Below are 21,166 nucleotides of genomic sequence, written 5' to 3'. Positions count from 1 at the left end.
CGGACGGGAGGACCGGATGGAACGTACAGAACCGGATCAGCCGGACCAGCCGAGCGGGCCGGCCGAGCCGGGCCGGACAGGCGGGCCGGGCCGGTCAGACCAGCCGGGCCGGTCAGACCAGCCGGGCCGGGCGGACCAGCCGGGTGTGGCAGACGGCGAGTCGGCGCAGCCGCGGTCGACGGATCAGCGGAGCCGGACAGGGGGGCCGGGCCGGACCCCCGAGCTGAGCGGGGCCGACCAGCCGAGCCAGGCAGGCCAGCCGGGCCGGGCTGAGCCGGGCGCAGCGGGGCCGGGGCCCCGCCCCCGTACCCCCCTTCCCTCCTTCGCGTACACCGAGGCCGACGCCGAAAAGCAGCGCGGCGTACGACGCATGAAGCTGACCGCGACCGGACTGCTCCTCCTCGTCGCGGTGATCTTCGCGCTCGCCACCTGGGCGAAGAACTCCGGCGCCGGCCCCTGGGCCGGCTATATCGCCGCCGCCGCCGAAGCCGGCATGGTCGGCGCCCTGGCCGACTGGTTCGCCGTCACCGCGCTCTTCCGGCATCCCCTCGGCCTGCCCATCCCGCACACCGCGATCATCCCGAACAAGAAGGACCAGCTCGGCGCCTCGCTCGGCTCTTTCGTCGGTGAGAACTTCCTCTCCGGCGACGTCGTACGGACCCGGCTGCACGCCCTCGGCATCGGCGGCCGCCTCGGCGCCTGGCTCGCCGAGCCCGGTCACGCCGACCGGGTCACCGCCGAACTGTCCACCGCGCTGCGCGGCGCGCTCACCGTGCTGCGCGACTCAGACGTCCAGGCGGTCGTCGGCGAGGCGATCACCCGCCGCGCCGACAGTGCCGAGATCGCCCCCGGCGTCGGCAAGACCCTGGAGAAGGTCGTCGCCGACGGCGCGCACCACCGCGCCGTCGACCTGATCTGCGGCCGTGCCCACGACTGGCTGGTCCTGCACTCGGACTCGGTGATGGACGCGGTCGAGGGCGGGGCGCCGGGCTGGACCCCGCGCTTCGTGGACAAGAAGGTCGGCGAACGCGTCTACAAGGAACTGCTGCGCTTCGTCACCGAGATGCGTGACATGCCGGGCCACCCGGCGCGCGGCGCGATCGACCGCTTCCTGACCGACTTCGCGGCCGACCTCCAGTCGGACACGGAAACCCGCGCCCGGGTGGAGCGTATGAAGTCGGAGCTGCTGTCCCGTTCCGAGGTGCAGGACGTGATCGCCTCGGCCTGGTCCTCCATACGGGGCATGATCATCTCGGCGGCGGAGGACGACCACAGCGAGCTGCGGCTGCGCGCCCGCGCCTCGCTGCTGACGCTGGGCGCGCGGCTGGCGACGGACGGCCGGCTGCAGTCGAAGCTGGAGGGCTGGCTGGAGGACGCGGCGGTGTACGTGGTGACCACGTACCGCGCCGAGATCACCTCGCTGATCTCGGACACGGTCGCGAGCTGGGACGCGGAGCACACCTCGCGCAAGATCGAGGCGCACATCGGCCGCGACCTGCAGTTCATCCGGATCAACGGCACGGTGGTCGGCGCTCTGGCCGGCCTGGTCATCTACACGGTGGCACACGCGCTGGGCGCGTGACCGGTTCCCTGCCGTACCCGTACGGTCACGCGCCCAGCCACCTGGGGAGGTGCTGTTGAGTACGTTCGGCAGGACGGAAGTGTTCAGTACGGCTGCGGGCCGACGGGCCGACGGGCCGACGGGTCAGGGTGCGAGCCGGGCCGGGTGACCGCCCAGGAATCGGCGGCCACCCTTCCGCGGGGACCGACCGGGCTCAGTGGAAGAGCTGTCCGCGCACCGCACCGTCCGGGAACTCGGCGGTGTGGATGTTGGCGTAGTAGTTGCGCGGGTTGGCGCGGACACGCTTCACCACGTCGGCGTTCTGTCCCTCCAGCTTCCCGGAGACCGCGAAGATCCCGTCCGGCACGGGCCGGTTGAAGAAGTTGAAGACGACGTCGCCGTTCTTCCCGAACGCGCCCTTGTGGATATGGCCGTTGGTGGGGCTCTTGATGTTGACCCAGGCGAGCGAGTAGTCGACGTTCGTCCCCTTCGGCTGCAGGAACGTCACCGCGTGCCCGTCCGGGTCGCCGACCTTGGACGCGTCGTTCTTCGGGACTTCCTGGTCGCCGTCGGACAGCGCCCGCAGCTTGCCGCCCTTGATGATGTCGAGCGGGTTGACGTTCTTGTGCAGCGGCTTCAACTGGCCCCGCACCGCGCCGCCCGGGAACTCCGCGCTGTGCAGGTTCACATAGAACCCGGAAGGGTTGCTCCGGATGCTGTCGGCCAGCTTGGCGTCGGTGATGGCCACCTGCCCGGCCGCCGAGTGGACGGAGTCCGGCATCGCGGTGCCGAAGAGCGGGACCTTCACATCGCCGTTCTTCCCGGCGGCACCCTGGTGAATGTGCCCGAGGCTCGGCACGAACCCCTTCCACTGCAGTGCGAAGGTCACCCGGTCGCCCTTGACCTTGACGAGGGCAACGGCCTTGCCGTCGGGGTCGTTCACGGCGGGCCCGCCCTTGACCGGCACCTCGTTGGCGCCGGAGAGGTGGGCGGCGAAGGCGAGCGCGTGCCCGCTGGAGGGCTTGGTGAAGGTACTGGCCTCGCCGGCCGAAGCCTGGCCGCCGGCTGATGCGTGCTCCCCGTGGCCGTCATGACCGCTGTGTGCGAGTGCCGGAGTAACACCTGCAACACCAAGCACAATTGCGGCGGCGGTAACAGCCGCATAACGCTTCTGCATTGTTTTGATCCTCCCGTTGGGACCGACTCCGTCTTGGGTCGGTCGCGATGGAGTACGCGGCCTGCAGTCGGCTCGTTCAAAAGAAAATTTCTTGAATTCGATTGAACCGTGGGTCAGTTGCCGTCGTACAACTCTGCGTAACCATCACTCTCGCACCCACTCACCAAACCGGGGGAACCACCATGCGCAGCACCCGTAAAACTTCTCTGCTCGCGGCACCGCTCGTAACGGCCGCGCTGCTGACCCTGTCGGCCTGCGGCGGCTCCACGGACGGCTCCGAGGATGACGCGGCCAAGCCCGCGCGGAAGCCCGCGGCCGCCGTCTCCGTCAAGACCGTGGACTCGGCGCTCGGCAAGATCCTCGTCGACGATTCGGGCCGTACGCTGTACGGATTCACCAAGGACAAGCCCGGCGCGGGCAATTGTGATGCCGACTGCATCGCCGTCTGGCCGGCCCTCACCTCCGCGAAGGACGTGAAGGCGGGCGCCGGCGCCGACGCCGCCCTGCTGAAGGAGGCGAAGCTCGGCGAGGGTGCGGAACAGGCGACGTACGGAGACTGGCCGCTGTACTACTACGTGGGCGACGCGACGCCCGGGGACGTGAACGGCCAGGGCCTGGACGGGGAGTGGTTCGTGATCGCGGCGGACGGAAAGCTCATCAGGAAGGCTGTCTGACGTCGGCCTGAAGGGCTGCGGAATTTAATCTTCCCTTCATAAACCGTGAGCCTATTGCTCATCGGTTTCGCATTCTCCTTATCTCTCCCATCAACCTGCGACGGCCGTGGCCCATCCCCGGCCGTCGCGGCGATGCCCATTCCCGGTAGTCGCGCGTCAATCCCCTCGGCGGGTGACTACCGGGAATGCGGTACGCGGATCACTCGCAGCCGACGCCGTCTCCGTCGCGGTCGAGGTGCCGCCCATAGCCGGGATCCCCGGCATGAACGGGAGCGGCACCGGCGGCCCGTGCGGCGGCGCAGTTGGCGTAGTACGTGCCCTCGGACCCGCCTCCGCTGCCGCCCCCACTACCTCCACTGCCTCCACTGCCTCCGGTCGTGCCGCCGCTTCCTCCGCCGGACGACTCGCAGCCGACGCCGTCGCCGTCCCGGTCGAGGTGCGGCGCGTAGCCGGGTTCCCCTTCGCGGACGGGATCGGCGCCCGCCGCTCGTACGGCGTCGCAGTTCGCGTAATAGACCTTGGGCGGCGCGGGCTTCTTCGCCTTCACGGGCGTGGGTGTCGGCGTGGGCGTGGGCGCCGGCGCGGCCACGGTGATCCGTACGACGGCGGTCCCGGTCAGCGCCGGCGAGCCCTTCACATCCACCTGGTACGTGAACTCGTCCGCGCCGCCGTATCCCTTGGCGGACGTATAGACGATGGTCGACCCGTCGACCTTCGCGGTGCCATGACCCGGCAGGGTGGCCAAGTCGATCGTGAACTCACCAGCGCTCAGGGCGACTTCCAGGTTGCCGGGCGTACCGCCCTTACGTGTGAGCGTGTCGTTGTCCAGCACCTTCACCACGACCGGCTTCCCGGAGTCGGCGCTCTCCTCGTCATCGACGAGTGCGAGAGCCGACGCGGGCGAAGGCGTCGCGGCCGTGGCCATCTTGGGCGCCGCGCTCGTCGGCGCCGCCTCGGACTTCGCGTCGTCGGTGGTGCCCCCACACCCCACGAGCCCGACCGCCATCACCACGGCGCAGGCCGCGATCGCGCTGTTCGCGCGGGTACTTCCTCTCCCAGACATGTGCCCCCCAAGGCAGTTGGTTCCGAACTGAGGGGCCCGAGCTTGGCACTCCTACGAAGGTCAGGAAGGGGAAATGTGATGGAACGTCGTCCAATTGTGATGAAAGTGTGTGTACGACGGGTGTGCCGCTTCGGACTCGGGTAACGGGTGAGCCGCTCCGGACTCGGGTACGGGAGTCCCAGGCGCTCGGCGCACTGGATTTGGGCCGCCCGGCTTACCGGTTCGGGTTGCCCGCGCGCCCGCCCGCCGGGGAACTCACCCGCCCTCGGCTGCCACCTTGACGCGACCGGGCAGCTTGATGGCCAGCAACGCACCGAACACGGCGACGGCCGCGAGGACTGTCAGCGTGGAGCCCATCGCGGAGATGAACGCTCCACCGGTCCAGCGTGGTCCGTCGCCGTACGGCTGATCGGCGGCGGAGCCGGGTGCGGTGAGGGCCATCAACATGGTCGCTGTGGCGACACCCAGCGTCGGGCCGACGTTCATGGCGGTCTGCTGGAGTCCGCCGGCCACCCCGGCGTCGTCCACAGACGCATGGCGCACGATGACGGCCGTCGCGCTGACCATCACCGTACCGAAACCGGCGCCCATCGCGACAAAACAGCCGCCGATCGCCATGGCCGTCGATGCCCGGTCGAGAAGGGAGAAGAGAAAGACGCCGAGGGCGACCAGACCCATCCCCGCCACGACCGTCCGGCGGGATCCGTGCCGACGCAGCAGCAGAGCGGAGACCGGTGCGCTCAGCACCATCATCCCGGCCAGGGGCAGCCCCCTCAGGCCGCTCTGCAGCGGGTCCAGCCCGAGGACATCCTGCAAGAAATAGGTGCCGACGAACAGGGCCCCGAACAGCGCTGCCGATGCCGCCACCAGGATGCCGAGCGCCGAGGCAACAGCCGCCGATCGAAGCACACTTGGTGGCACCAGTGGGCTCGCGGTACGTCGCCCGTGCCGGACGAACGCGACGCCGGCAGCCGTCGCGGCGACAAGCCCGACCGCGGTTGCCGCCGTCCAGCCGGTCTCCGGTATCTCGACGAGTGTGTGCACCAGACACACCAGAGCGACCGCGAGAAGGCAGGCGCCGGGCAGATCGAGCCGGAAATCGGAGACCCTCCTGGGCGCGGGGACCCGAGCGACAAGAGCCAGCACGCCGATCGCGAGCGCCGGTGCGACGTTGAGGAAGAAGACGGATCGCCAGCCCAGCTGAGCGGCCAGTGCCCCGCCGACGACCGGGCCGGCCGCGGCCGCCACGCCGATGGCGCTGGTGCGCAGCGCGATGGGCATGCCGAGCTGGTCGGGCGGGTAGGCGGCGCGCAACATCCCGAGGGTGGCCGGCTGCAGCAGCGCACCGCAGATCCCTTGGGCGACGCGCAGGCCGATCACCCAGCCGACACCTGGCGCCAGGCCGATCCCCGCCGAAGTCGCGGCGAAACCCAGAATCCCGACGGCGAAGATCTGCCGGTGGCCGTACCGGTCACCGAGCCGGCCGGCGAAGACGAGCAGGCTCGCCACGGCGATGAGATATCCGGTGCTGGTCCACTGGACCTGCCCGAACGAGGCGTGCAGATCCCGCTGCATGGTGGGCTGCACGACGGTCAGTACGGTTCCGTCCAGCGCAACGATCGAGGCCCCGGTGACACTGCAGGCGAGCGTGAGGTGCCGATGGCGTCTTGAGCTCACCGGGTTTCCGGGCCAAGATGCGCGTCCAGCACTGCGCGCAGCAGCGGTTCGATGTCATCGACTCCTGCCGCGAGTTGAAGACTGCCCCATACCCACAACTGCGCGATGCCGTGCAGGTTCGCCCACAGCGCGCCCGCGACAACCGGTGGCGCCGGGGCAGACCGTGGCCGCGCCCGGGCGACAAGGTCCACGAGTACTTCGAAGAGCGGCAGGCTCGTCTCCCGCAGGCCGAGTTGGTTGCTCTCCAACAGGTCGTGGCGGAACATCAGCTCGAACATGCCGCGGTTGGTCAGGGCGAAGTCGAGGTAGATGCGCCCCAGCGTCATGAGCTGAGCCCGGGGACTCGCCCGGCTGTCACCGACAGCCTCGGTGACCGTGACGGTCAGTTCGGCGAAGCCCTGACGTGCGATGGCGGACAGCAGGGCCAGGTGGGTCGGGAAGTAGCGCCGCGGCGCTCCGTGCGAGACCCCGGCCTGGCGGGCGATCTCGCGCAGAGACAGGGACTGAATCCCCTCCCTGGTCACCAGGTCGACGCCGACCTCGATCAAACGGGCACGCAGGCCCGTGTCCAGTTCGTTCATAGACACTGTCTACCAAACGTGAGTAGACGCTGTCTACGACCACCTCGTCCCCTCCGGCACGGCGACCACCTCCACGCCCGGAGCATCCGCGACCACGACGAGATCGTGACGGCCACCACCGACGGCCGGATGGGCTTCGTCGACGTCCACGACATCGCGCAGGTCGGCGTACGGGCACCGGCGGACGAGCACCCGCACAACACCGCCCACCTCATCACCGGCCTCGAGGCGCTGAGTTACGCCGACGTCGCCGCTCTCGTCTCCGCCGTCGCCGGCCGGCCGATCCACCACCGCGGCGTTTCGTACGAAGCGATGCGAGACCTACTCGCGGCCACGGGTGTGCCCGAGGGATTCGCCGAACTGCCGGCGGGCATGGACCGGTCCATCGCCAAGGGCACGGAGGACCGCCTCAGCCCTGCGGTGGAGGAGGTCATGGGCCAACCACCGTGCTCCTTCGCCGACTTCGCGGCGGCGCACGCGTCCGCATGGCGGCGGTGACGCCTCGCCCCGTCCGGCTTCCTCGGGTCGGCCGCACCGGTTTTCCCGGGTGGCCGACCCGCCGCCGTGTCCGCCCGGCTACGGCCTCACGGTCGCCGTGGCGGTGAAGCCGCAGCACTGGAAGGTCTGCACGGGCGCGCCCGACGTCCGCTTGATCCGTACGCCGTCGAGCACCGCGTTCGTGTCGACCGACGACGCGACGACCGCGACCCCGTGGACGCCGCCCTCGATCCGGTCCTTGCGGACTGTGAACTGGCCGTCCTGAAGTGCCATGCCGACGAACGAACTCCGCACGATGTCGTTGCGGCCGATGTCGATCGACCCGCCGGCAGCGTAAATGCCGACCTGGTTGCCGATGAGGCTGTTGTGCTGCACCACGGTGCCTGGCGTGTCGGCGACGATGCCCGAGTGCTGGAACTCGTTGAAGAAGTCGGGGCCGCAGTCCGGATCGGGCTCCCGGCACTCATTGCCCCTGACGATGTTGCGGGTGATGCGTCCGACCGCGCCGGCCACGAACTCGATGCCGTCGGTCGACAGCCGCCGGTGTCCGGTGACGGTGCTGTGGTCAACGGTGGCCCTCGACCCCGAGTTGAGGACGACCACGCCCGCGCCCTGGTAGCCCGAGATCTCGGTGTCGTGGATGGTCGCCGAGCCCGTACCGGTCGGCAGGTCCCCGACGAGGACGGCGTTCGCGCTGCGGAAGCAGGGCGCGGCGGGGGTGTCGGTGATGTGGGTGACGGCGGCGCGGCCGAGGTCGAGGTGGGCGCCCCCGAGCACCCGAATGCCGGAGCCGAGCGCACCGGCAGTGCATGTGCCGGAACCCGGTCCGCTGACGTTGAGCCGGGACAGCTTGACGGAGGCGCCGTTGTGGATCTCGATGATCGAGGTGCCGCCGTCGTCACCGGGGGCCAGCGTCTGCGGGGCCAGAATCGTCGTCCTCCGGGCGCCCGAGCCGGTGATCGTCAGGTCCTTGCCGATCACCACCTGCTCACGGAAGACGCCCGGCGGGACAGTGATCCGGTCACCGGGCCGGGCGGCGTCGACCGCCGCCTGGATCGACGGAAAGCCCTTGGCCTTGGAGACCACCAGGTCGCGTGACGGGCCGGCCGACGCCGACGCCGACGCCGACGCCGGCACCAGCTGGCAGGCGATTGCGGTGACGACGCAGAGGCCCAGGCGGGCGGCCGTCCTGATGTGGGGGATTGCCATTCCGAATCCGTTCCCGTGCGGTACTCACACCGTGGGTCCGGGGCATCCCCGGACCCGCCTGCCGGACGACCCGGCCGCGCGGTCAACGTATCCACGGCCGTGAGGGCGGGCACTCCGGGACGTCCGACAGGGTTTCCGGCTCCCTCTGACGGCCGATCGACGGGCCCGTAGCCGGCTCGTCCCGGAGGACGTTCCGCTCCCGCGTCCCCGGGAGCGGACCACCCCGACCAGGCCGGACGGCGACCTGGCCTTCGACTGGGAGATGGTGCCGGCTGTCAGGAGGCAGATCGACGTGCCTGACCCCAGGTGGCTGGAGCGACTCAGCGGGATCACCGCCGAGACCCTCGTGGTGGCCGGCGGCCCACGCAGCCATGTGCCCCGGGGCGGCATCGTCGAGCCGGCCCGCCGCGTCCCCGGCGGACGGGTGGTCACCATCCCGGTTGGACATCTGATCCGCCATGCGGCGCCGGAGGAGTTCACGGAGGCCGTGTCGGCGTTCCTGCTGATGGAGGAGGACTTCCGTCCTGCCCGCCGACCATGGGCACGCAACCGGCCGTGACATGGCGGGGCCGCACGGGTTCTTCGAGTGTGACCAGGGAGCGGGCCCGTACGGCCCGTCCAGCCGGTCCCGTACTCATGTCGCCGTCGTGCCACCGGGATTGCTCGCCCGCGCCACCCGCGCGGTCCGGGGCGGAATCCGCGCACCGGAGTGGGGATGGAGGGGCACCGGCTCACCTCAGGGTCGACGGTCGTCCCTCGAAACCGGCATGAGCTTGCCCAGCGATCACTTAGTTCCGTCCGGGAATCTCAAGGTCCCCGACAGGATCCTTTTCTGACGACTCATCAGTTCTTTGGGTTGCTTGCAGCCCTCTTTCACTGCCATGTGAACTGTGAAATTGTACGGTCACACTTTCCGCGAGCATGACAGCTCCGGGAGTGCTCAACTTCCGTTGCCATCACGGTCCGCACCCCCCACCGCCGTGCCCCACGCACGGCTGCCGACCGGCCTGGAGGCCATCGCCATGCGCAGACCCCCCACCCTCAGGAAACTCGCCCAACTGCTGACACCTACCGTGGCCGCCGCCGGCCTGGGGCTCACGATGCTCGCCCCCCATGGCGCGGCGGCCCCGGCCGGCGCCGGGGCACCCAAGCCCGCACCGAGGTCGGCTCCCGCCCCACAGCCCGCCTCCGCCACCGTGCTTGCCGCCGATCTCGCACCCGGACACGCCGTCACCCCCGCGCGATCGGCCACGAAGACCTCGAACCCCGCGCAACGCCCTCCGCTCCCCGCGGCCCAGAACGCCGCAGAGCGCAAGCGGGCCCGCGCTGCGGCGAAGGCCGCGGCGGACTGCAACGTCAGCGACTTCACCTCGAAGACCGGCGCTGCCCTGGTCGAGCAGATCAAGCAGTCGGAAATCACCTGCATCAACACGCTGTTCAGCGTGACCGGTGAGGACTCCAAGGCCCTCTTCCGCGAGGAACAGATGGTCACGGTGGCGAACGCACTCAAGGATGTCGCGACCAACTACCCGGGGGACAACAGCACTTTCGCAACCCAGGTGGTGCTGTACCTGCGCGCCGGCTACTACATCCAGTACAACCAGCCGGAGAACGTCGGCGAATACGGCCCGACGCTGAAGCGCGCCATTCAGGGCGCCCTGGATGCCTTCTTCGGCTCGTCCCACGCCTTCGACGTCACCGAGGCCAACGGAGAAACCCTGGCCGAGACGGTCACCCTGATCGACAGCTCCGAAGAGAACGCCCGTCACCTCGACGTGGTCAAGCGTCTGCAGAAGGACTACAACTCGTCGTACGACCCGTTCTACGGGATGCTCGCGGCGGTCAACAACACCTACACCGTGCTCTTCCGCGGCCACCAGCTGCCGGAGTTCGTGGAAGCCGTGAAGGCGGACCCGAGCGTTCTCACCGGACTGCGTGACTTCGCCGTCGCCCACGACGATCTGCTCGGCACCGACAAGTCCTACCTGGCCAGCAACGCCGGACGCGAACTCGGCCGCTTCCTGCGGCACGCCGACCTCAAGGACACCGTCAAGCCGTTGGTCAAGGAGCTGCTCGGCCGCAGCGAGATCACTGGACGCACCGCCCCGCTCTGGGTCGGCCTCGCCGAGATGACGGACGAGCACGACAAGGAGAACTGTGCCGAGTACGACACCTGTGACCTGCAGAACCGTGTGCGCGCAGCCGTGCTGACGGTCAAACACGCATGCGGTCCGAGCGTGAAGATCCTCGCACAGGAGCTGACCGCGTCCGAACTGTCGGCCACGTGCGACAGCGTCCTCAAGCAGGACCCGGTCTTCCACAACATCGTCAAGGACAACGGTCCGGTCAAGGACGACAACAACACCAGCATCGAGATCGTCGCCTTCAACTCCAGTACCGACTACAAGACCTACGCCGGTGTCGTCTTCGGCGTCGACACCAACAACGGCGGCATATACCTGGAGGGTGACCCGGCCGCCGAGGGCAACCAGCCGCGCTTCATCGCCTACGAGCAGCGGGCCCAGGACGGCGCCTTCCAGATCTGGAACCTCAACCACGAGTACACCCACTACCTCGACGGCCGCTACGACATGTACGGCGACTTCGCAGCCGGGCAGACCACGCCGACCGTGATGTGGATCGAGGGTTTCGCCGAGTACGTCTCCTACTCGTACCGCGGCGTCACCTACGACAGGGCGATCGAGGAGGCGGGCAAGAACACCTACAAGCTCAGCCAGCTCTTCGGGACCACCTACGACAACGCCGACACCACCCGTATCTACCAGTGGGGCTATCTGGGCGTCCGTTACATGCTCCAGTCGCACCCCGGGGACGTGGCCACCCTGCTCGGCCACTACCGCGCGGGCGAGTACGACGCGGCCCACAGCCTGCTCCGCGACACCATCGGCACCAAGTACGACGCCGACTTCGCCGACTGGCTGAGCAAGTGCGCCGGCGGCGACTGCGGCCAACTGCCGGTCCGGAGCGGCCGGTGACCGGGGCCTCGGCCACCGGCAAGAACTGAGCCAGGAGAGCCTGGTATCCCGCGCACCGTTCGTGCGCGGGACACCAGGCTTCTCAACTGTCGACGGCCCGTCCGCGGGACGAAACCGAACCTGACGGCCCGGACAGAGCCGAGCCGGCGGCCGCTCGAGCCGTCATTCGACGGTGAGACGACCCGTACGCAGGATGGCGTGGTTGGCGAAGAGGGCGTCGACGTGGACCTCGCGGGTCAGGTCGCCGGTCCACTTCGCGTCAGCCAGATCACGGTGCGAGGTCGCCCTGACGGTGCGGGCCCTGGTGCATTGGGTGAGGATCCACCGGGCCTGTGTCTGGACGGTGGGCGGGTTGTTGTACATGCTCGCGGCCAGTCGCCACAGGTGGTCGCCGGTGACGGTGTCCGGGTCGGTCACGCCGACGATGGCGATGTCGCCGAGGCTGCGGGAGTCGCTCGACTGTGTGGTGTACGCGACGGTCAGGCCCTCCAGCGGGAAGACGGTGAGGCGGCTGCGTGCGGAGAGCAGGGTGGCCACGGGCGGGTTTCCGTTCTGCGCTCGAGGGTGCGCGGCCCGCTGGGGGAGACGGGCCGCGCGGGGGATCGGGTCAGCAGCCGTCGCCGTCGCCGCAGCAGGCGGGCGGGTTGCAGTCCGCGGCGGTGCCCCACAGTTCGTGGTCGACGACGTAACCCATCTCCCCGATGGCCCGGACGGTGCGCCTGATGGCGATGCCGTCGCGCAGGCGCCGGCCCTTGAACGGGTTGTGGTGCAGGAACGAGCCGAACCGGCGGTGACAGAAGTCGGCGTACTCGCGGCTGTGCAGGATGAAGGCGTGCCGGCCCGGGTCGACCTTCCGAGACGGGGACAGCGGTACGTCGCTGCGATGCCCGGCCATGTCGATGAAGGCGAGCGCCTGGTCCATCACGCGTTCGGCCTGGGGCCGGTCCATCTCCTCCTCGAACTCGAGGAAGGTGACGAGCCGTTCGAAGAGGTTGGAGTCGACGAGCTGCCGGCCGGTGATCTGTTCCGTTGCGAGAGCGGTCATGTGATGCTCCTTGGGTGCGTCCTCGGCGCGAGGCCTCCCCTCACGCCGTCGTGCACGCGGGTCCCTCAGGGGGTCCCATCACCGCCTCGGCCGGGGTTCCTGGCCGGAGTCGTCGGCCGAGGCGGAGCTCTGGTGTCGGTGGCTACGGGCAGCACGGGCCCGCGTACACCTCGATGTCGAGGACGTGGACGCCTTCCCGGCCGCGTGCTGTGCCGACACTGCGCGCGCCGACGGTCAACGGCTTGCCGCACCAGACGCAGGCTCGCCCGGCGTACTGCTCCCAACTCAGATCTCCGGCCGCGGGCAGCACGCGCGCGTCGGCCGTGGACGCGGTCACCGGGCGGCCCTGCAGCGGGGGCAGGCGCACGGCGGAAAGGTGAGGGAGTCCGGGAGCCGCTCGGGGTCGCTCGTCGGGATCGTCAGCCTGTAGGTCTCGCGCCGACGGCGGGTCGCGGCGTCCACGCGGTACACCCTCAACGTCATCACGGCCTGGCCCCTCGTCGGCGATCAGCTCTGATGCCGACGGTAGGAATCGCGCCCCTGCGTCCGCCATAAACCTGCACCAACTTGCACAGCAATGGATCTGACCTGTACCTGGCCGGTTCACGACCTTGACGGTCTGCGGCAATAGCCTGAAAGTGATGCAAGTCCGAGCACGCAACCAGGCGTTGGAGGTCGACATGGCGTTACGGTTCATCGGCATCGATCCAGACACAGACCGCGATCACTGCCCGACAGTGTGGGCCGACGAAGAGGCGCGGGAGCTGCTCTTCCAGGGCTGAAAGCCTGACGCCGGAACAGTTGCTGAATGCGAGGCGACCAGCCCGGCGAACGGATCCGTGCCGGAGACTGAGGCCATCATCAGGATTCCGGCGCGCATGGTGCCGGTGATCAGGAAGGCGTGCGATGCGATCGAGCGGGGAAACCCCGAGCTTCGCTGAGCTGCTGGCCAGCTCTCACACGTCCGCCACGCACCTTGAAATGCGCGACAGCTACGCCGACAACGAGCGCTTCGAAGCCTGGCGGCGCGGAGACCGCATCGACTGGGAGGACCGGGCGACGTGGTGGCATGCCTACGACCAGACGATCGCAGACGCGGTCGCCCGCGGGGTCGTCATCCGGCGGGCTCGTATCGTCTCCGAGCCTGTGAGCGAATACATCCAGTGGGAGCACTACGTCACGACTGCCAACGTCACCGCAGGCGAGCAAGTGCGCTGGCTGCCACGTCGGCTGGCCACAGACATTGCCCTTCCTGGGAATGACTTCTGGCTCTTCGACGGCGCTCTGCTTCGGGTCCACCACTTCGACGGCGACGGCGCCGTGGTGGAAGACGAGCTCACGGAAGCCCCGGCCATACTGAAGCTCTGTGCTGCCGCGTTCGAAACCGTCTGGGATCGCGCAACCCCGCACGATCAGTACCGGATCCGATAGTCCGCGGGCACATGACCGAGTCCGCGTCGTCCAGCGTGCAATCCGCACGCGCCGCGCTTGCCGAGCGGCTGCGGGAGGTACGGCTGGACGCGGGCATCACCAAGCGGGAGCTGGCGGCTCGCTGCGGATGGCACGAGTCGAAGTCGTCGCGCATCGAGAGCGCCAAGACGCCACCGTCCGATGCGGACATCAGGTTGTGGTGCCTCGCCTGCGGAGCCGACGGGCAGGCGCCCGACCTCGTTGCGGCGAACCGGCAAGCCGACTCCATGTACGTCCAGTGGAGGCGGCTTCAGCGCACCGGGCTCAAACGCCTCCAGCAGGCAGACCTTCCGCTGTACAAGCGGACCAAACACCTCAAGGTCTACTGCTCCAACGTGGTGCCCGGCTTCCTGCAGACGCCCGGCTACGCCACGGCGCTGCTGCAGGCCATCGCCACCTTCCGCGGCCTCCCGGACGACGTGGCCGAAGCCGTCAACGCACGTATGGATCGCTCACGTCTCGTTCGGCAAGGGAATCGGCGCCTCGCGATCGTCATCGAGGAAGGGGTCTTGCACTACCGCATCGGAGATGCCGGAACGATGGCCGGCCAACTCGGCTCACTGCTCTCGGTGATGGATCTGCCGTCCGTGTCGCTGGGCGTCATCCCGGCCGGTGCAGAGCGCTCCATGTGGCCCATCGAGACGTTCACAGTCTTCGACGACGAGCGGGTACACCATGAGCCGTTGTCGGCCTCCGTGAAGATCACCGCGCCGGACGAGGTTGTCCAGTACCTGAAGGCGTTCGGGGAGCTGCACCGGCAGGCGGTGTACGGAGCGGAGGCACGGGCGCTGATAGTGAGAGCCATCGAGGCTCTGACCTGACAGACATGTTCGACGAGGACGACTATCGGCTCGGCGGCCTTGCGCCGCGAAGTTCCCCGTGATCAGGGAGGCGTGCGATGCAGTCGAGCGTTCCGACATTCGACAAACTGATCCATGGATGCACACGCTCCGCCGTGCATCTGGAGATGCGTGACTCTTATGCCGTCGACTATGAGGCGGGTCCGTTCGCCGCATGGAAGAGCGGTTTCCGTCATGATCCCGCCGACCGCGCGTCCTGGTGGCGGCCGTGGCTCGACCTCATGTCAGAGACGGTCGCCCGCGGTGTAGTCGTCCGCCGGGCCCGCATCGTGTCCGAGCCGGTCAGCGAGTACATCCAGTACGAGCACTCCGGCACGTTCACGAACATCGCAGCCGGTGAGCAGGTGCGGTGGCTGCCACGTCGCCGCGCCTCGGACATCGCCCTGCCCGGCAACGACTTCTGGCTCTTCGACAATCATTGGGTGCGCTGGAACCACTTCGCCGGCGACGGATCGTCCATGGGCGGGGAGATCAGTGACGACCCGGCCGCCGCGAAGCTGTGTGCCGAAGCCTTTGAGGCCGTGTGGACACGCGCGATCCCACACGGCCAGTATCAGATCCACTAGCAGGAAGGAACGGACAGGTATGCCCAGCTCCACGTCCTCGTCTGCGCAGGCTGCCCGCGAAATCGCCCGGCCCCTCAACGCAGAGTCGATCTATAGCGAGTGGCGCCACCAGGTGCGCAGTGGGCTGAAGCAACTCCAGGACAACTACGTGGAGTTGTTCCACGACACCCAGCTGTTCCGCGTCTACTCGTCGACGCTGGTCCCCGGCCTCCTGCAGACCGAGGGCTACGCAGCTGCGTTGCTGAGCACTATCGCCGACTTCCGCGAGATCCCCAACGACGGGGCCGAGGCAGCTGCTGCCAGAGTCGAGCGCTCCCGCGTCATCCACGAGCAGGGACACCGGTTCGTTCTCCTGGTTGAGGAAGCCGCTCTGCACTACCGGCTCGGCGACGCGGACGCGATGACCGCGCAGCTGGGTTACCTCCTCACGGCGGGCGCTCTGCCGTCTGTCTGCCTCGGCGTGATCCCGATGGCCACCCGGCAGCGCCGGATCTGGCCGCAGGAGACGTTCCACATGTACGACGACACCCTCGTGTCGGTCGAGCTGCTGTCCGCGCAGGTGAACATCACTCAGCCGAGCGAGATCGCCCTGTACCTGAAGGCGTTCGAGGAGCTGCGGAGCGTGGCGGTGTACGGGCAGGAGGCACGGGCGCTGATCGTGAAGGCCATCGACGCTCTGAACTGACCCCGGACGGACGAATGCGCCCTCGGCTGTGATGAAGTCGAGCAGGCGTTGGAAGCCGGCATGCACATCTGCGATTTCCGGTGACGCCCACCTCGTACGGCTTGATCCGCCGGACAGCCCTGGCCGTGACCAGGCGCACGTTGAGCCACATGAGAGCGATGCCACGTGCGGGAGACGATGGCGGGGCCGGCTACTTCAGCAGCCGCTGCCTGATCAGTTCCATCACTTCCGCGCGGCTGCGCTTGCCGTTGTCGGCGGCGTTGAAGTGGTTCCCGATGCGCACCGAGACGGCGAGCAGGCAGCGGACCTCGACCTCGTCCTCGTCGGGGCAGAAGGAGGAGAACAGGGAACGCAGGTAGTCCATACGGCGGTTGTCGACGCGGCGCAGGCGCTCGGCGACGGCCGCGTCGCGGCGGGCCCAGTCGCGGATCGCGATATCGGCGGTGGTGCCTCGCACCGGCCCGTCGGTGGTGGAGGCGGCGATGGCGAACAGCCGCTCGAGTCTGGCCCTGGCGTCTCCCCCGCCGCTCTCCACCTGCTCGATCACGCTCTCGGCGACCTCGTACTCCCAGGTGTCGAGCATTTCGGTGAGCAGCGCGCCCCGGTTGCGGAAGTACCCGTAGAAGCCACCCTTGCTGACGCCGAGTGTCTGCGCCAGTGCCTCGATCCGGACGGCTTCGGGGCCGCCTGCGACCAGTGCCCGCAAGCCTTCCTCGATCCACTTGCCGCGTGGCGTGCGGGTCGCGCCCATGGTGTGTGCCTCCTCACGTCCCTGCCGAGTATACGGGGGCGCATAGATGGGTCTACCTTCGATATATACGCCACCGTATAGACAGGGGCCTGCTCATGCGACTTCCCCGAACCGCCCACACCGACCGCCCCTGGCGGATCCACGAGATCGCCGACGACTTCACGGTCGAGGACGTGTGGGCACTGCCCACCCCCGGCGGACCCGACGACCATGTGTGGCTGGTGCGCCAGTTCGCCGAAGGACTCAGGAGCGGGGTGAACGGAGAAGGTCCCGTCTCCCGCATGCTCTTCGCCGCCCGCTGGAAGCTCGGAGCACTGCTCGGCTGGGACAAGTCCGGTACCGGCATCAGTACCCGGCTGCCTTCCCTGCGCGACCGGTTGCCGGCGGACCTTCGCGAGGGCGCCCAGGGTCCCGACCTCGGCTCCTCCCCGTTCACCTCCCTCTATCAGAGGGACGACGAGTGGGCCGCCGAGATGGGCAACAAGACCGTGCACGCGGTGATGCACATCGGCTGGGTCCCGGACGGGTCCGGCGGCTACCGCGGCCAGATGGCCGTCCTGGTGAAGCCGAACGGGCTGTTCGGCACCCTCTACATGGCCGCCATCAAGCCCTTCCGGTACATCGGGGTGTACCCGGCGCTGATCCGCTCCATCGGCCGCGAGTGGCAGGCGAACGCCGCCGGGCGGAGCGTGCGCTGACCGGCTCCGTCCTCAGCCAACGCGCAGCGCATCTCCGGCAGATGGTTCACGAACGCAGCCGGAGCCGGATTAACGCAAGAGGCCGCAGGCCGCGTCAGGCTGAGGCGCGTTCGCGAATCCAGGAGGGTGCAGATCTGATGAGGGTGCTGTCGATCAGGCCGCGAGTGTGAGGTGGTCGCGGTAGCGGGCCTGGTGGTTGCGGGCGAACTCCTGTTGTTCGTGCCAGGTCCAGTAGGTGTCGACGGATTCGCTCACGAATGCGCCCCTCAGTAGCCGATGTGCCGGATGGCCGATGCGTGCGGGTCAATCAGATCGCCGACCGTCTCGTCATACGCCATCGCCACCAGTCCGGCCGCGGTCTCCATGTCCCCGTCCTCCATGGCGCCCTCTTTCGAAGCTCCTGACGTCGATGCCGGGGATAGGCGTCAGGACCGGAGCCCGCATCCTCATAGATGTCGGCGACGGCACTGCCTTCCCCACCGCCGGACACCTCGCCGCCTACGCCGGCCTCGCTCCTGTGACCAGGAGATCCGGCTCCTCGATCCACGGTGAAAGCCCGTCCCGACGCGGCAACAAGCACCTCAAACGGGCGTTCTTCCTGGCCGCGTTCGCCTCGCTCTCGGACCCAGCCTCCCGGGCCTACTACGAGCGGAAGAAAGCCGAGGGCAAACGGCACAAGCAAGCCCTGATGTGTCTCGCCCGCCGCCGCGTCGACGTGCTCTTCGCGATGCTCCGCGACGGCACCTTCTTCGAGACCCACACCGTCCCCCAAACCGCCTGAACGATCACGAATCAACCGCCCTGCCCCTTGACGAAAGAGATAGGGGCACCCCCGGTGCCTGTCCGGTGGTGTCCGGGCAGGCCCTCAGCCGGACGCTTGTCCCAGGCGTCGGCATGATCGTCGTAGGGGCTCACGCCGTTGATCAGGCGCGTGCCCATCGTCGCAGTCGACCCCGCGTCGCCTGTCGGGGCTCTGTGTCGATGCCTGGAGGTCTGTTCACGGGGCTTTCCCGGCCTTGTTGGAGAAGGGTGAGGGCCGTGACAGCCTTCGTGAGGACGGCGATAGGGGCAGGGGGGCGGCAGTAGCGAATGGCGAAGATCTTCCTGTCCTTGAGGTGGGCTGGGGTCCGTTCGGCTGCGGCCGGGAGCGGGTTGACGGAGCCCCCGCAGCTGGATTGCCGCCGCTGTATGGGGCTCTTCGTCCCCGCCGGTGGCGGGGGTCATCGAACGCACCGTGGGGTTCTCAGCATCGGCGGTGCGGGTCTCGCCGCGTACCTCACGCCAGTTGCAGGGGAATGCTGCCGCATGACATCCCGACGCCGGTCCGGTTCGGATACATGGCCAGATAGCGTCCTACGAGATGGACTGGCCGGTTTTGCAGCCGTGTTGTTGCCGGGGAGTTCACTCGAGGCAATGATCGCTGCTCGTATCCACCTGATCACTCACACAGGAGCCGAGACGTGATATGTCGAACCGCTCTCCGCGCCCTCACGACCGTCGCTGTGACCGCGGCCCTGGCCCTGCCCCTCACACCGGGAGCGCAGGCAGCAACCCCGGACACGGCTGCCCCAGCGACCGCCGCCACGGTCAACGCGGGCGACGGCAACCCCTTCCGCGGGATGGAACTGGACGGCCTGCGGGCCGGCTTCCAGTTCATGTGTCCCGCGGGCCACTGCACGGGTTTCTGGTCCCTGGTCCTGACGGACAACGTCGCGCAGCAGAGGTTCGGGGGCCGCACGTTCTTCGTCTACGCCCCGGCCGCCGGCGAGTTCAGCTTCTTCCTCGACACGGACATCGCCGTGCGCACGGTCGAGCACCCCAGCCAGGTCCGCCTGGCCGACACCGAGTTCCTGCGCTCCCACCCGCGCGTCGAGGTCCGCTACGGCGACCCCGAATACCCGGACCGGGCCCGCGTCGTCGCCTCGGCGGCGACCCCGAGGTAGCGAGTCACCGGCCCCGCCCGACCCGGGCGGGCGGCCAGCGGTCACCTCGTCGCGCCCAGCCCGCCTGGCGGCCGCCAGGCCCTGACCGGCGGCGACTTCACCGCCACCGCTGAATCCCGCATTCACTGCATCTCCGTCCGCTGCGCAGCGACGCAGGACAGCGCGGCCACGGCCGTGAGCGGCAGCTCGCCTGCAAACCCTCCATTGCGTCGTGCTCTCGCACGCCCTTGTTCCATGAGATTTCACCACAAAGGAGCTCTTGGTTTTCATGCATGAACGTCGGAAATTCCTCGCCATCGCCACGGTGGGTGCGGTCCTGTGCACTGCTGGATTCATGCCGTCGGTCAGCCAGGCCGCCGACAGCGGCAACGGGGAAAAGGAGGAGTCCTACGCCGAAACGCACGACCTGACGGCGTATGACGTCAGGGCCATCAACGCGCTCAACGACAGGGCTCTGGCTCTGGGGCGACCTGGCGAGTCCCCGGCGGATTCGCGGCCGGGGACCAGCGCATCCTCCGGGGCCGCCGGCGCTGCCGACGACCGGGAAACTCCTCCTGCCGAGCTGCTCGACAGGATGCCTGACGCGTACCGGGCCGACGGAGGCAGATCAACGACGATCGTCAACAACTACATACGCAAGTGGCAGCAGGTCTACAGTCACCGCGACGGCAAGGCGCAGCAAATGACCCGGGAGCAGCGAGAAAGGCTGTCCTACGGTTGCGTCGGCATCACCTGGGTCAATTCCGGCCCCTACCCGACGAACAAGTTAGCGTTCGCGTTCTTCGACGAGAACAAGTACAGGAACGACCTGAGGAACACCAAACCCCGACCCGGCGAAACGCATGCGGAGTTTGAGGGACGCATCGCCAAGGGCAGTTTCGACGAGGGGAAGGGCTTCAAGCGGGCGCGTGATGTGGCGTCCATCATGAACAACGCCCTGGAAAATTCCCACGACGAGGGGGCTTACGTCGACAACCTCAAGACAGAGCTCGCGAAGAACGATGACGCTCTGCTCCACGAGGACAGCCGCTCGAACCTGTACTCGGCGCTGAGGAACACGCCGTCCTTCAAGGACAGGGATGGAGGAAACTACGATCCGTCCAGGATGAAGGCGGTGATCTACTCAAAGCACTTCTGGAGCGGGCAGGACCAGCAGAGCTCCTCTGACAAGAGGAAGTACGGCGACCCGGATGCCTTCCGCCCTGACCACGGCACAGGCCTGGTCGACATGTCAAAGGACAGAAACATTCCGCGCAGCCCCGCCACTCCTGGCGAAAGCTGGATCAACTTCGACTACGGCTGGTTCGGGGCCCAAACGGAAGCGGATGCCGAGAAAACCGTATGGACTCACGCCAACCACTATCACGCACCCAATGGCGACCTGGGACCCATGCAGGTATACGAGAGCAAGTTCCGGAACTGGTCTTCCGGGTACGCGGACTTCGACCGGGGAACCTACGTCATCACGTTCATACCTAAGAGCTGGAACACCGCCCCCGCCAAGGTGAAGCAAGGCTGGCCGTAGCAGAACCGGGCAGGAGAGCCGGGCCCCGGCCCTGTTCAGTCCTCCCCAGCCCAACGCTCAAGCAGCCTCTCCGAAGGGGATGCCTGCCTCTCACAGTTCCCCCGCTGAGCCGTGGCGCCCTGTGCTACTTCCAGGCACGGGAGTGCAAGAAGGACGACCACCCGGGGCACCACGTCCCTCACGGCTG

At 68.3% G+C, this 21,166-nt stretch carries 21 protein-coding genes and 2 pseudogenes; 14 read left to right on the top strand and 9 right to left on the bottom strand.

All coding sequences use genetic code 11. The features are described from left to right. Positions 1 to 16: 16 nt before the first annotated feature. Positions 17 to 1,582: a DUF445 family protein gene (locus OG735_RS15925; RefSeq protein ID WP_442812438.1), complete on the top strand. Its 1,566-nt coding sequence runs from the start codon at positions 17 to 19 to the stop codon at positions 1,580 to 1,582. A gap of 193 nt (positions 1,583 to 1,775) precedes the next feature. On the opposite strand, the gene OG735_RS15920 is transcribed toward OG735_RS15925, so the two are convergent. Further along, positions 1,776 to 2,738: a CHRD domain-containing protein gene (locus tag OG735_RS15920; RefSeq protein WP_327323834.1), complete on the bottom strand. Its 963-nt coding sequence runs from the start codon at positions 2,736 to 2,738 to the stop codon at positions 1,776 to 1,778. 182 nt (positions 2,739 to 2,920) lie between these two features. Between OG735_RS15920 and OG735_RS15915 the strand changes: the two genes are divergently transcribed. Further along, positions 2,921 to 3,412 (top strand): COG4315 family predicted lipoprotein, encoded by a 492-nt coding sequence (locus OG735_RS15915; protein WP_327323833.1) that lies wholly within the window; start codon positions 2,921 to 2,923, stop codon positions 3,410 to 3,412. A 199-nt stretch (positions 3,413 to 3,611) separates the two neighbouring features. Here OG735_RS15915 and OG735_RS15910 read toward each other — a convergent pair whose 3' ends face one another. The 3 genes from OG735_RS15910 to OG735_RS15900 all read right to left on the bottom strand — a co-directional run bounded on the left by OG735_RS15910 (position 3,612) and on the right by OG735_RS15900 (position 6,733). Next, entirely contained in the window at positions 3,612 to 4,475 is an 864-nt protein-coding gene (locus OG735_RS15910) for an excalibur calcium-binding domain-containing protein (protein WP_327323832.1), read from the bottom strand. A 255-nt stretch (positions 4,476 to 4,730) separates the two neighbouring features. Continuing rightward, positions 4,731 to 6,152 (bottom strand): MFS transporter, encoded by a 1,422-nt coding sequence (locus OG735_RS15905; RefSeq protein WP_327323831.1) that lies wholly within the window; start codon positions 6,150 to 6,152, stop codon positions 4,731 to 4,733. Beyond that, positions 6,149 to 6,733 (bottom strand): TetR/AcrR family transcriptional regulator, encoded by a 585-nt coding sequence (locus tag OG735_RS15900; protein WP_327323830.1) that lies wholly within the window; start codon positions 6,731 to 6,733, stop codon positions 6,149 to 6,151. Before OG735_RS15900 ends, OG735_RS15905 begins: the two co-directional genes overlap by 4 nt. 105 nt (positions 6,734 to 6,838) lie before the next feature. On the opposite strand from OG735_RS15900, the gene OG735_RS15895 reads away from it, so the two are divergent. Continuing rightward, positions 6,839 to 7,231: a hypothetical protein gene (locus OG735_RS15895; protein ID WP_327323829.1), complete on the top strand. Its 393-nt coding sequence runs from the start codon at positions 6,839 to 6,841 to the stop codon at positions 7,229 to 7,231. Between the two features lie 78 nt (positions 7,232 to 7,309). Here the strand turns inward: OG735_RS15895 and OG735_RS15890 are convergent, their stop codons facing one another. Continuing rightward, positions 7,310 to 8,440: a right-handed parallel beta-helix repeat-containing protein gene (locus OG735_RS15890; RefSeq protein ID WP_327323828.1), complete on the bottom strand. Its 1,131-nt coding sequence runs from the start codon at positions 8,438 to 8,440 to the stop codon at positions 7,310 to 7,312. 292 nt (positions 8,441 to 8,732) lie between these two features. Here OG735_RS15890 and OG735_RS15885 point away from each other — a divergent pair, with 292 nt between their 5' ends. Beyond that, positions 8,733 to 8,999: an alpha/beta fold hydrolase gene (locus OG735_RS15885; protein WP_327323827.1), complete on the top strand. Its 267-nt coding sequence runs from the start codon at positions 8,733 to 8,735 to the stop codon at positions 8,997 to 8,999. A 463-nt stretch (positions 9,000 to 9,462) separates the two neighbouring features. Further along, on the top strand, positions 9,463 to 11,436 hold the full coding sequence (locus OG735_RS15880) for a collagenase (protein WP_327328335.1): 1,974 nt from the start codon (positions 9,463 to 9,465) through the stop codon (positions 11,434 to 11,436). A 162-nt stretch (positions 11,437 to 11,598) separates the two neighbouring features. Here the strand turns inward: OG735_RS15880 and OG735_RS15875 are convergent, their stop codons facing one another. From OG735_RS15875 to OG735_RS15865, 3 genes are all read right to left on the bottom strand, one after another. Further along, on the bottom strand, positions 11,599 to 11,973 hold the full coding sequence (locus tag OG735_RS15875; RefSeq protein ID WP_327323825.1) for a hypothetical protein: 375 nt from the start codon (positions 11,971 to 11,973) through the stop codon (positions 11,599 to 11,601). Positions 11,974 to 12,043: 70 nt separating this feature from the next. Next, positions 12,044 to 12,481 (bottom strand): glycine-rich domain-containing protein, encoded by a 438-nt coding sequence (locus OG735_RS15870; protein ID WP_327323824.1) that lies wholly within the window; start codon positions 12,479 to 12,481, stop codon positions 12,044 to 12,046. A gap of 142 nt (positions 12,482 to 12,623) precedes the next feature. Next, positions 12,624 to 12,848: a hypothetical protein gene (locus OG735_RS15865; protein WP_327323823.1), complete on the bottom strand. Its 225-nt coding sequence runs from the start codon at positions 12,846 to 12,848 to the stop codon at positions 12,624 to 12,626. 313 nt (positions 12,849 to 13,161) lie between these two features. On the opposite strand from OG735_RS15865, the pseudogene OG735_RS15860 reads away from it, so the two are divergent. The 5 genes and pseudogenes from OG735_RS15860 (at position 13,162) to OG735_RS15840 (ending at position 16,062) form a co-directional block, all read left to right on the top strand. After that, positions 13,162 to 13,422 (top strand): annotated as a pseudogene (locus tag OG735_RS15860) (hypothetical protein). A 40-nt stretch (positions 13,423 to 13,462) separates the two neighbouring features. Beyond that, positions 13,463 to 13,912 (top strand): DUF6879 family protein, encoded by a 450-nt coding sequence (locus OG735_RS15855; RefSeq protein WP_442812437.1) that lies wholly within the window; start codon positions 13,463 to 13,465, stop codon positions 13,910 to 13,912. 11 nt (positions 13,913 to 13,923) lie between these two features. Beyond that, a complete protein-coding gene (locus OG735_RS15850; protein ID WP_327323821.1) occupies positions 13,924 to 14,772 on the top strand; it encodes a helix-turn-helix domain-containing protein in 849 nt (282 codons plus the stop codon). 77 nt (positions 14,773 to 14,849) lie between these two features. Further along, entirely contained in the window at positions 14,850 to 15,377 is a 528-nt protein-coding gene (locus tag OG735_RS15845) for a DUF6879 family protein (RefSeq protein WP_327323820.1), read from the top strand. After that, positions 15,286 to 16,062, top strand: a complete 777-nt coding sequence (locus tag OG735_RS15840; protein WP_442812436.1) for a DUF5753 domain-containing protein — start codon at positions 15,286 to 15,288, stop codon at positions 16,060 to 16,062. The genes OG735_RS15845 and OG735_RS15840 overlap by 92 nt, the downstream gene beginning before the upstream one ends. A gap of 190 nt (positions 16,063 to 16,252) precedes the next feature. On the opposite strand, the gene OG735_RS15835 is transcribed toward OG735_RS15840, so the two are convergent. Further along, a complete protein-coding gene (locus tag OG735_RS15835; RefSeq protein ID WP_327323818.1) occupies positions 16,253 to 16,813 on the bottom strand; it encodes a TetR/AcrR family transcriptional regulator in 561 nt (186 codons plus the stop codon). Positions 16,814 to 16,908: 95 nt separating this feature from the next. Between OG735_RS15835 and OG735_RS15830 the strand changes: the two genes are divergently transcribed. The 4 genes and pseudogenes from OG735_RS15830 (at position 16,909) to OG735_RS15815 (ending at position 20,979) form a co-directional block, all read left to right on the top strand. Next, positions 16,909 to 17,511 (top strand): DUF2867 domain-containing protein, encoded by a 603-nt coding sequence (locus OG735_RS15830; protein ID WP_327323817.1) that lies wholly within the window; start codon positions 16,909 to 16,911, stop codon positions 17,509 to 17,511. A 385-nt stretch (positions 17,512 to 17,896) separates the two neighbouring features. After that, a pseudogene (locus OG735_RS15825) lies at positions 17,897 to 18,292 on the top strand (transposase); the annotation flags it as partial. 679 nt (positions 18,293 to 18,971) lie between these two features. Continuing rightward, positions 18,972 to 19,454, top strand: a complete 483-nt coding sequence (locus OG735_RS15820) for a hypothetical protein (protein WP_327323816.1) — start codon at positions 18,972 to 18,974, stop codon at positions 19,452 to 19,454. A 268-nt stretch (positions 19,455 to 19,722) separates the two neighbouring features. Then, the gene (locus OG735_RS15815) at positions 19,723 to 20,979 is read left to right on the top strand and encodes a protein-glutamine gamma-glutamyltransferase (protein ID WP_327323815.1); all 1,257 of its coding nucleotides are present in this window, start codon (positions 19,723 to 19,725) and stop codon (positions 20,977 to 20,979) included. Positions 20,980 to 21,166 lie beyond the last annotated feature (187 nt).

The organism is Streptomyces sp. NBC_01210 (genome assembly GCF_036010325.1).
Classification (GTDB): domain Bacteria; phylum Actinomycetota; class Actinomycetes; order Streptomycetales; family Streptomycetaceae; genus Streptomyces.
Note: the sequence above shows the minus strand (reverse complement) of the source record. Positions and strands in the feature narration are given on the sequence as shown.

What these genes read in the sequence shown, in the direction of transcription:
- OG735_RS15830 (WP_327323817.1), top strand. Translation starts at nt 16,909, where the DNA reads ATGCGACTTCCCCGAACCGCCCACACCGACCGCCCCTGGCGGATCCAC.
- OG735_RS15845 (WP_327323820.1), top strand. Translation starts at nt 14,850, where the DNA reads ATGCAGTCGAGCGTTCCGACATTCGACAAACTGATCCATGGATGCACA.
- OG735_RS15835 (WP_327323818.1), bottom strand. Translation starts at nt 16,813, where the DNA reads ATGGGCGCGACCCGCACGCCACGCGGCAAGTGGATCGAGGAAGGCTTG.
- OG735_RS15920 (WP_327323834.1), bottom strand. Translation starts at nt 2,738, where the DNA reads ATGCAGAAGCGTTATGCGGCTGTTACCGCCGCCGCAATTGTGCTTGGT.
- OG735_RS15850 (WP_327323821.1), top strand. Translation starts at nt 13,924, where the DNA reads ATGACCGAGTCCGCGTCGTCCAGCGTGCAATCCGCACGCGCCGCGCTT.
- OG735_RS15890 (WP_327323828.1), bottom strand. Translation starts at nt 8,440, where the DNA reads ATGGCAATCCCCCACATCAGGACGGCCGCCCGCCTGGGCCTCTGCGTC.
- OG735_RS15870 (WP_327323824.1), bottom strand. Translation starts at nt 12,481, where the DNA reads ATGACCGCTCTCGCAACGGAACAGATCACCGGCCGGCAGCTCGTCGAC.
- OG735_RS15900 (WP_327323830.1), bottom strand. Translation starts at nt 6,733, where the DNA reads ATGAACGAACTGGACACGGGCCTGCGTGCCCGTTTGATCGAGGTCGGC.
- OG735_RS15915 (WP_327323833.1), top strand. Translation starts at nt 2,921, where the DNA reads ATGCGCAGCACCCGTAAAACTTCTCTGCTCGCGGCACCGCTCGTAACG.
- OG735_RS15855 (WP_442812437.1), top strand. Translation starts at nt 13,463, where the DNA reads ATGCGCGACAGCTACGCCGACAACGAGCGCTTCGAAGCCTGGCGGCGC.
- OG735_RS15925 (WP_442812438.1), top strand. Translation starts at nt 17, where the DNA reads ATGGAACGTACAGAACCGGATCAGCCGGACCAGCCGAGCGGGCCGGCC.
- OG735_RS15815 (WP_327323815.1), top strand. Translation starts at nt 19,723, where the DNA reads ATGCATGAACGTCGGAAATTCCTCGCCATCGCCACGGTGGGTGCGGTC.
- OG735_RS15880 (WP_327328335.1), top strand. Translation starts at nt 9,463, where the DNA reads ATGCGCAGACCCCCCACCCTCAGGAAACTCGCCCAACTGCTGACACCT.
- OG735_RS15910 (WP_327323832.1), bottom strand. Translation starts at nt 4,475, where the DNA reads ATGTCTGGGAGAGGAAGTACCCGCGCGAACAGCGCGATCGCGGCCTGC.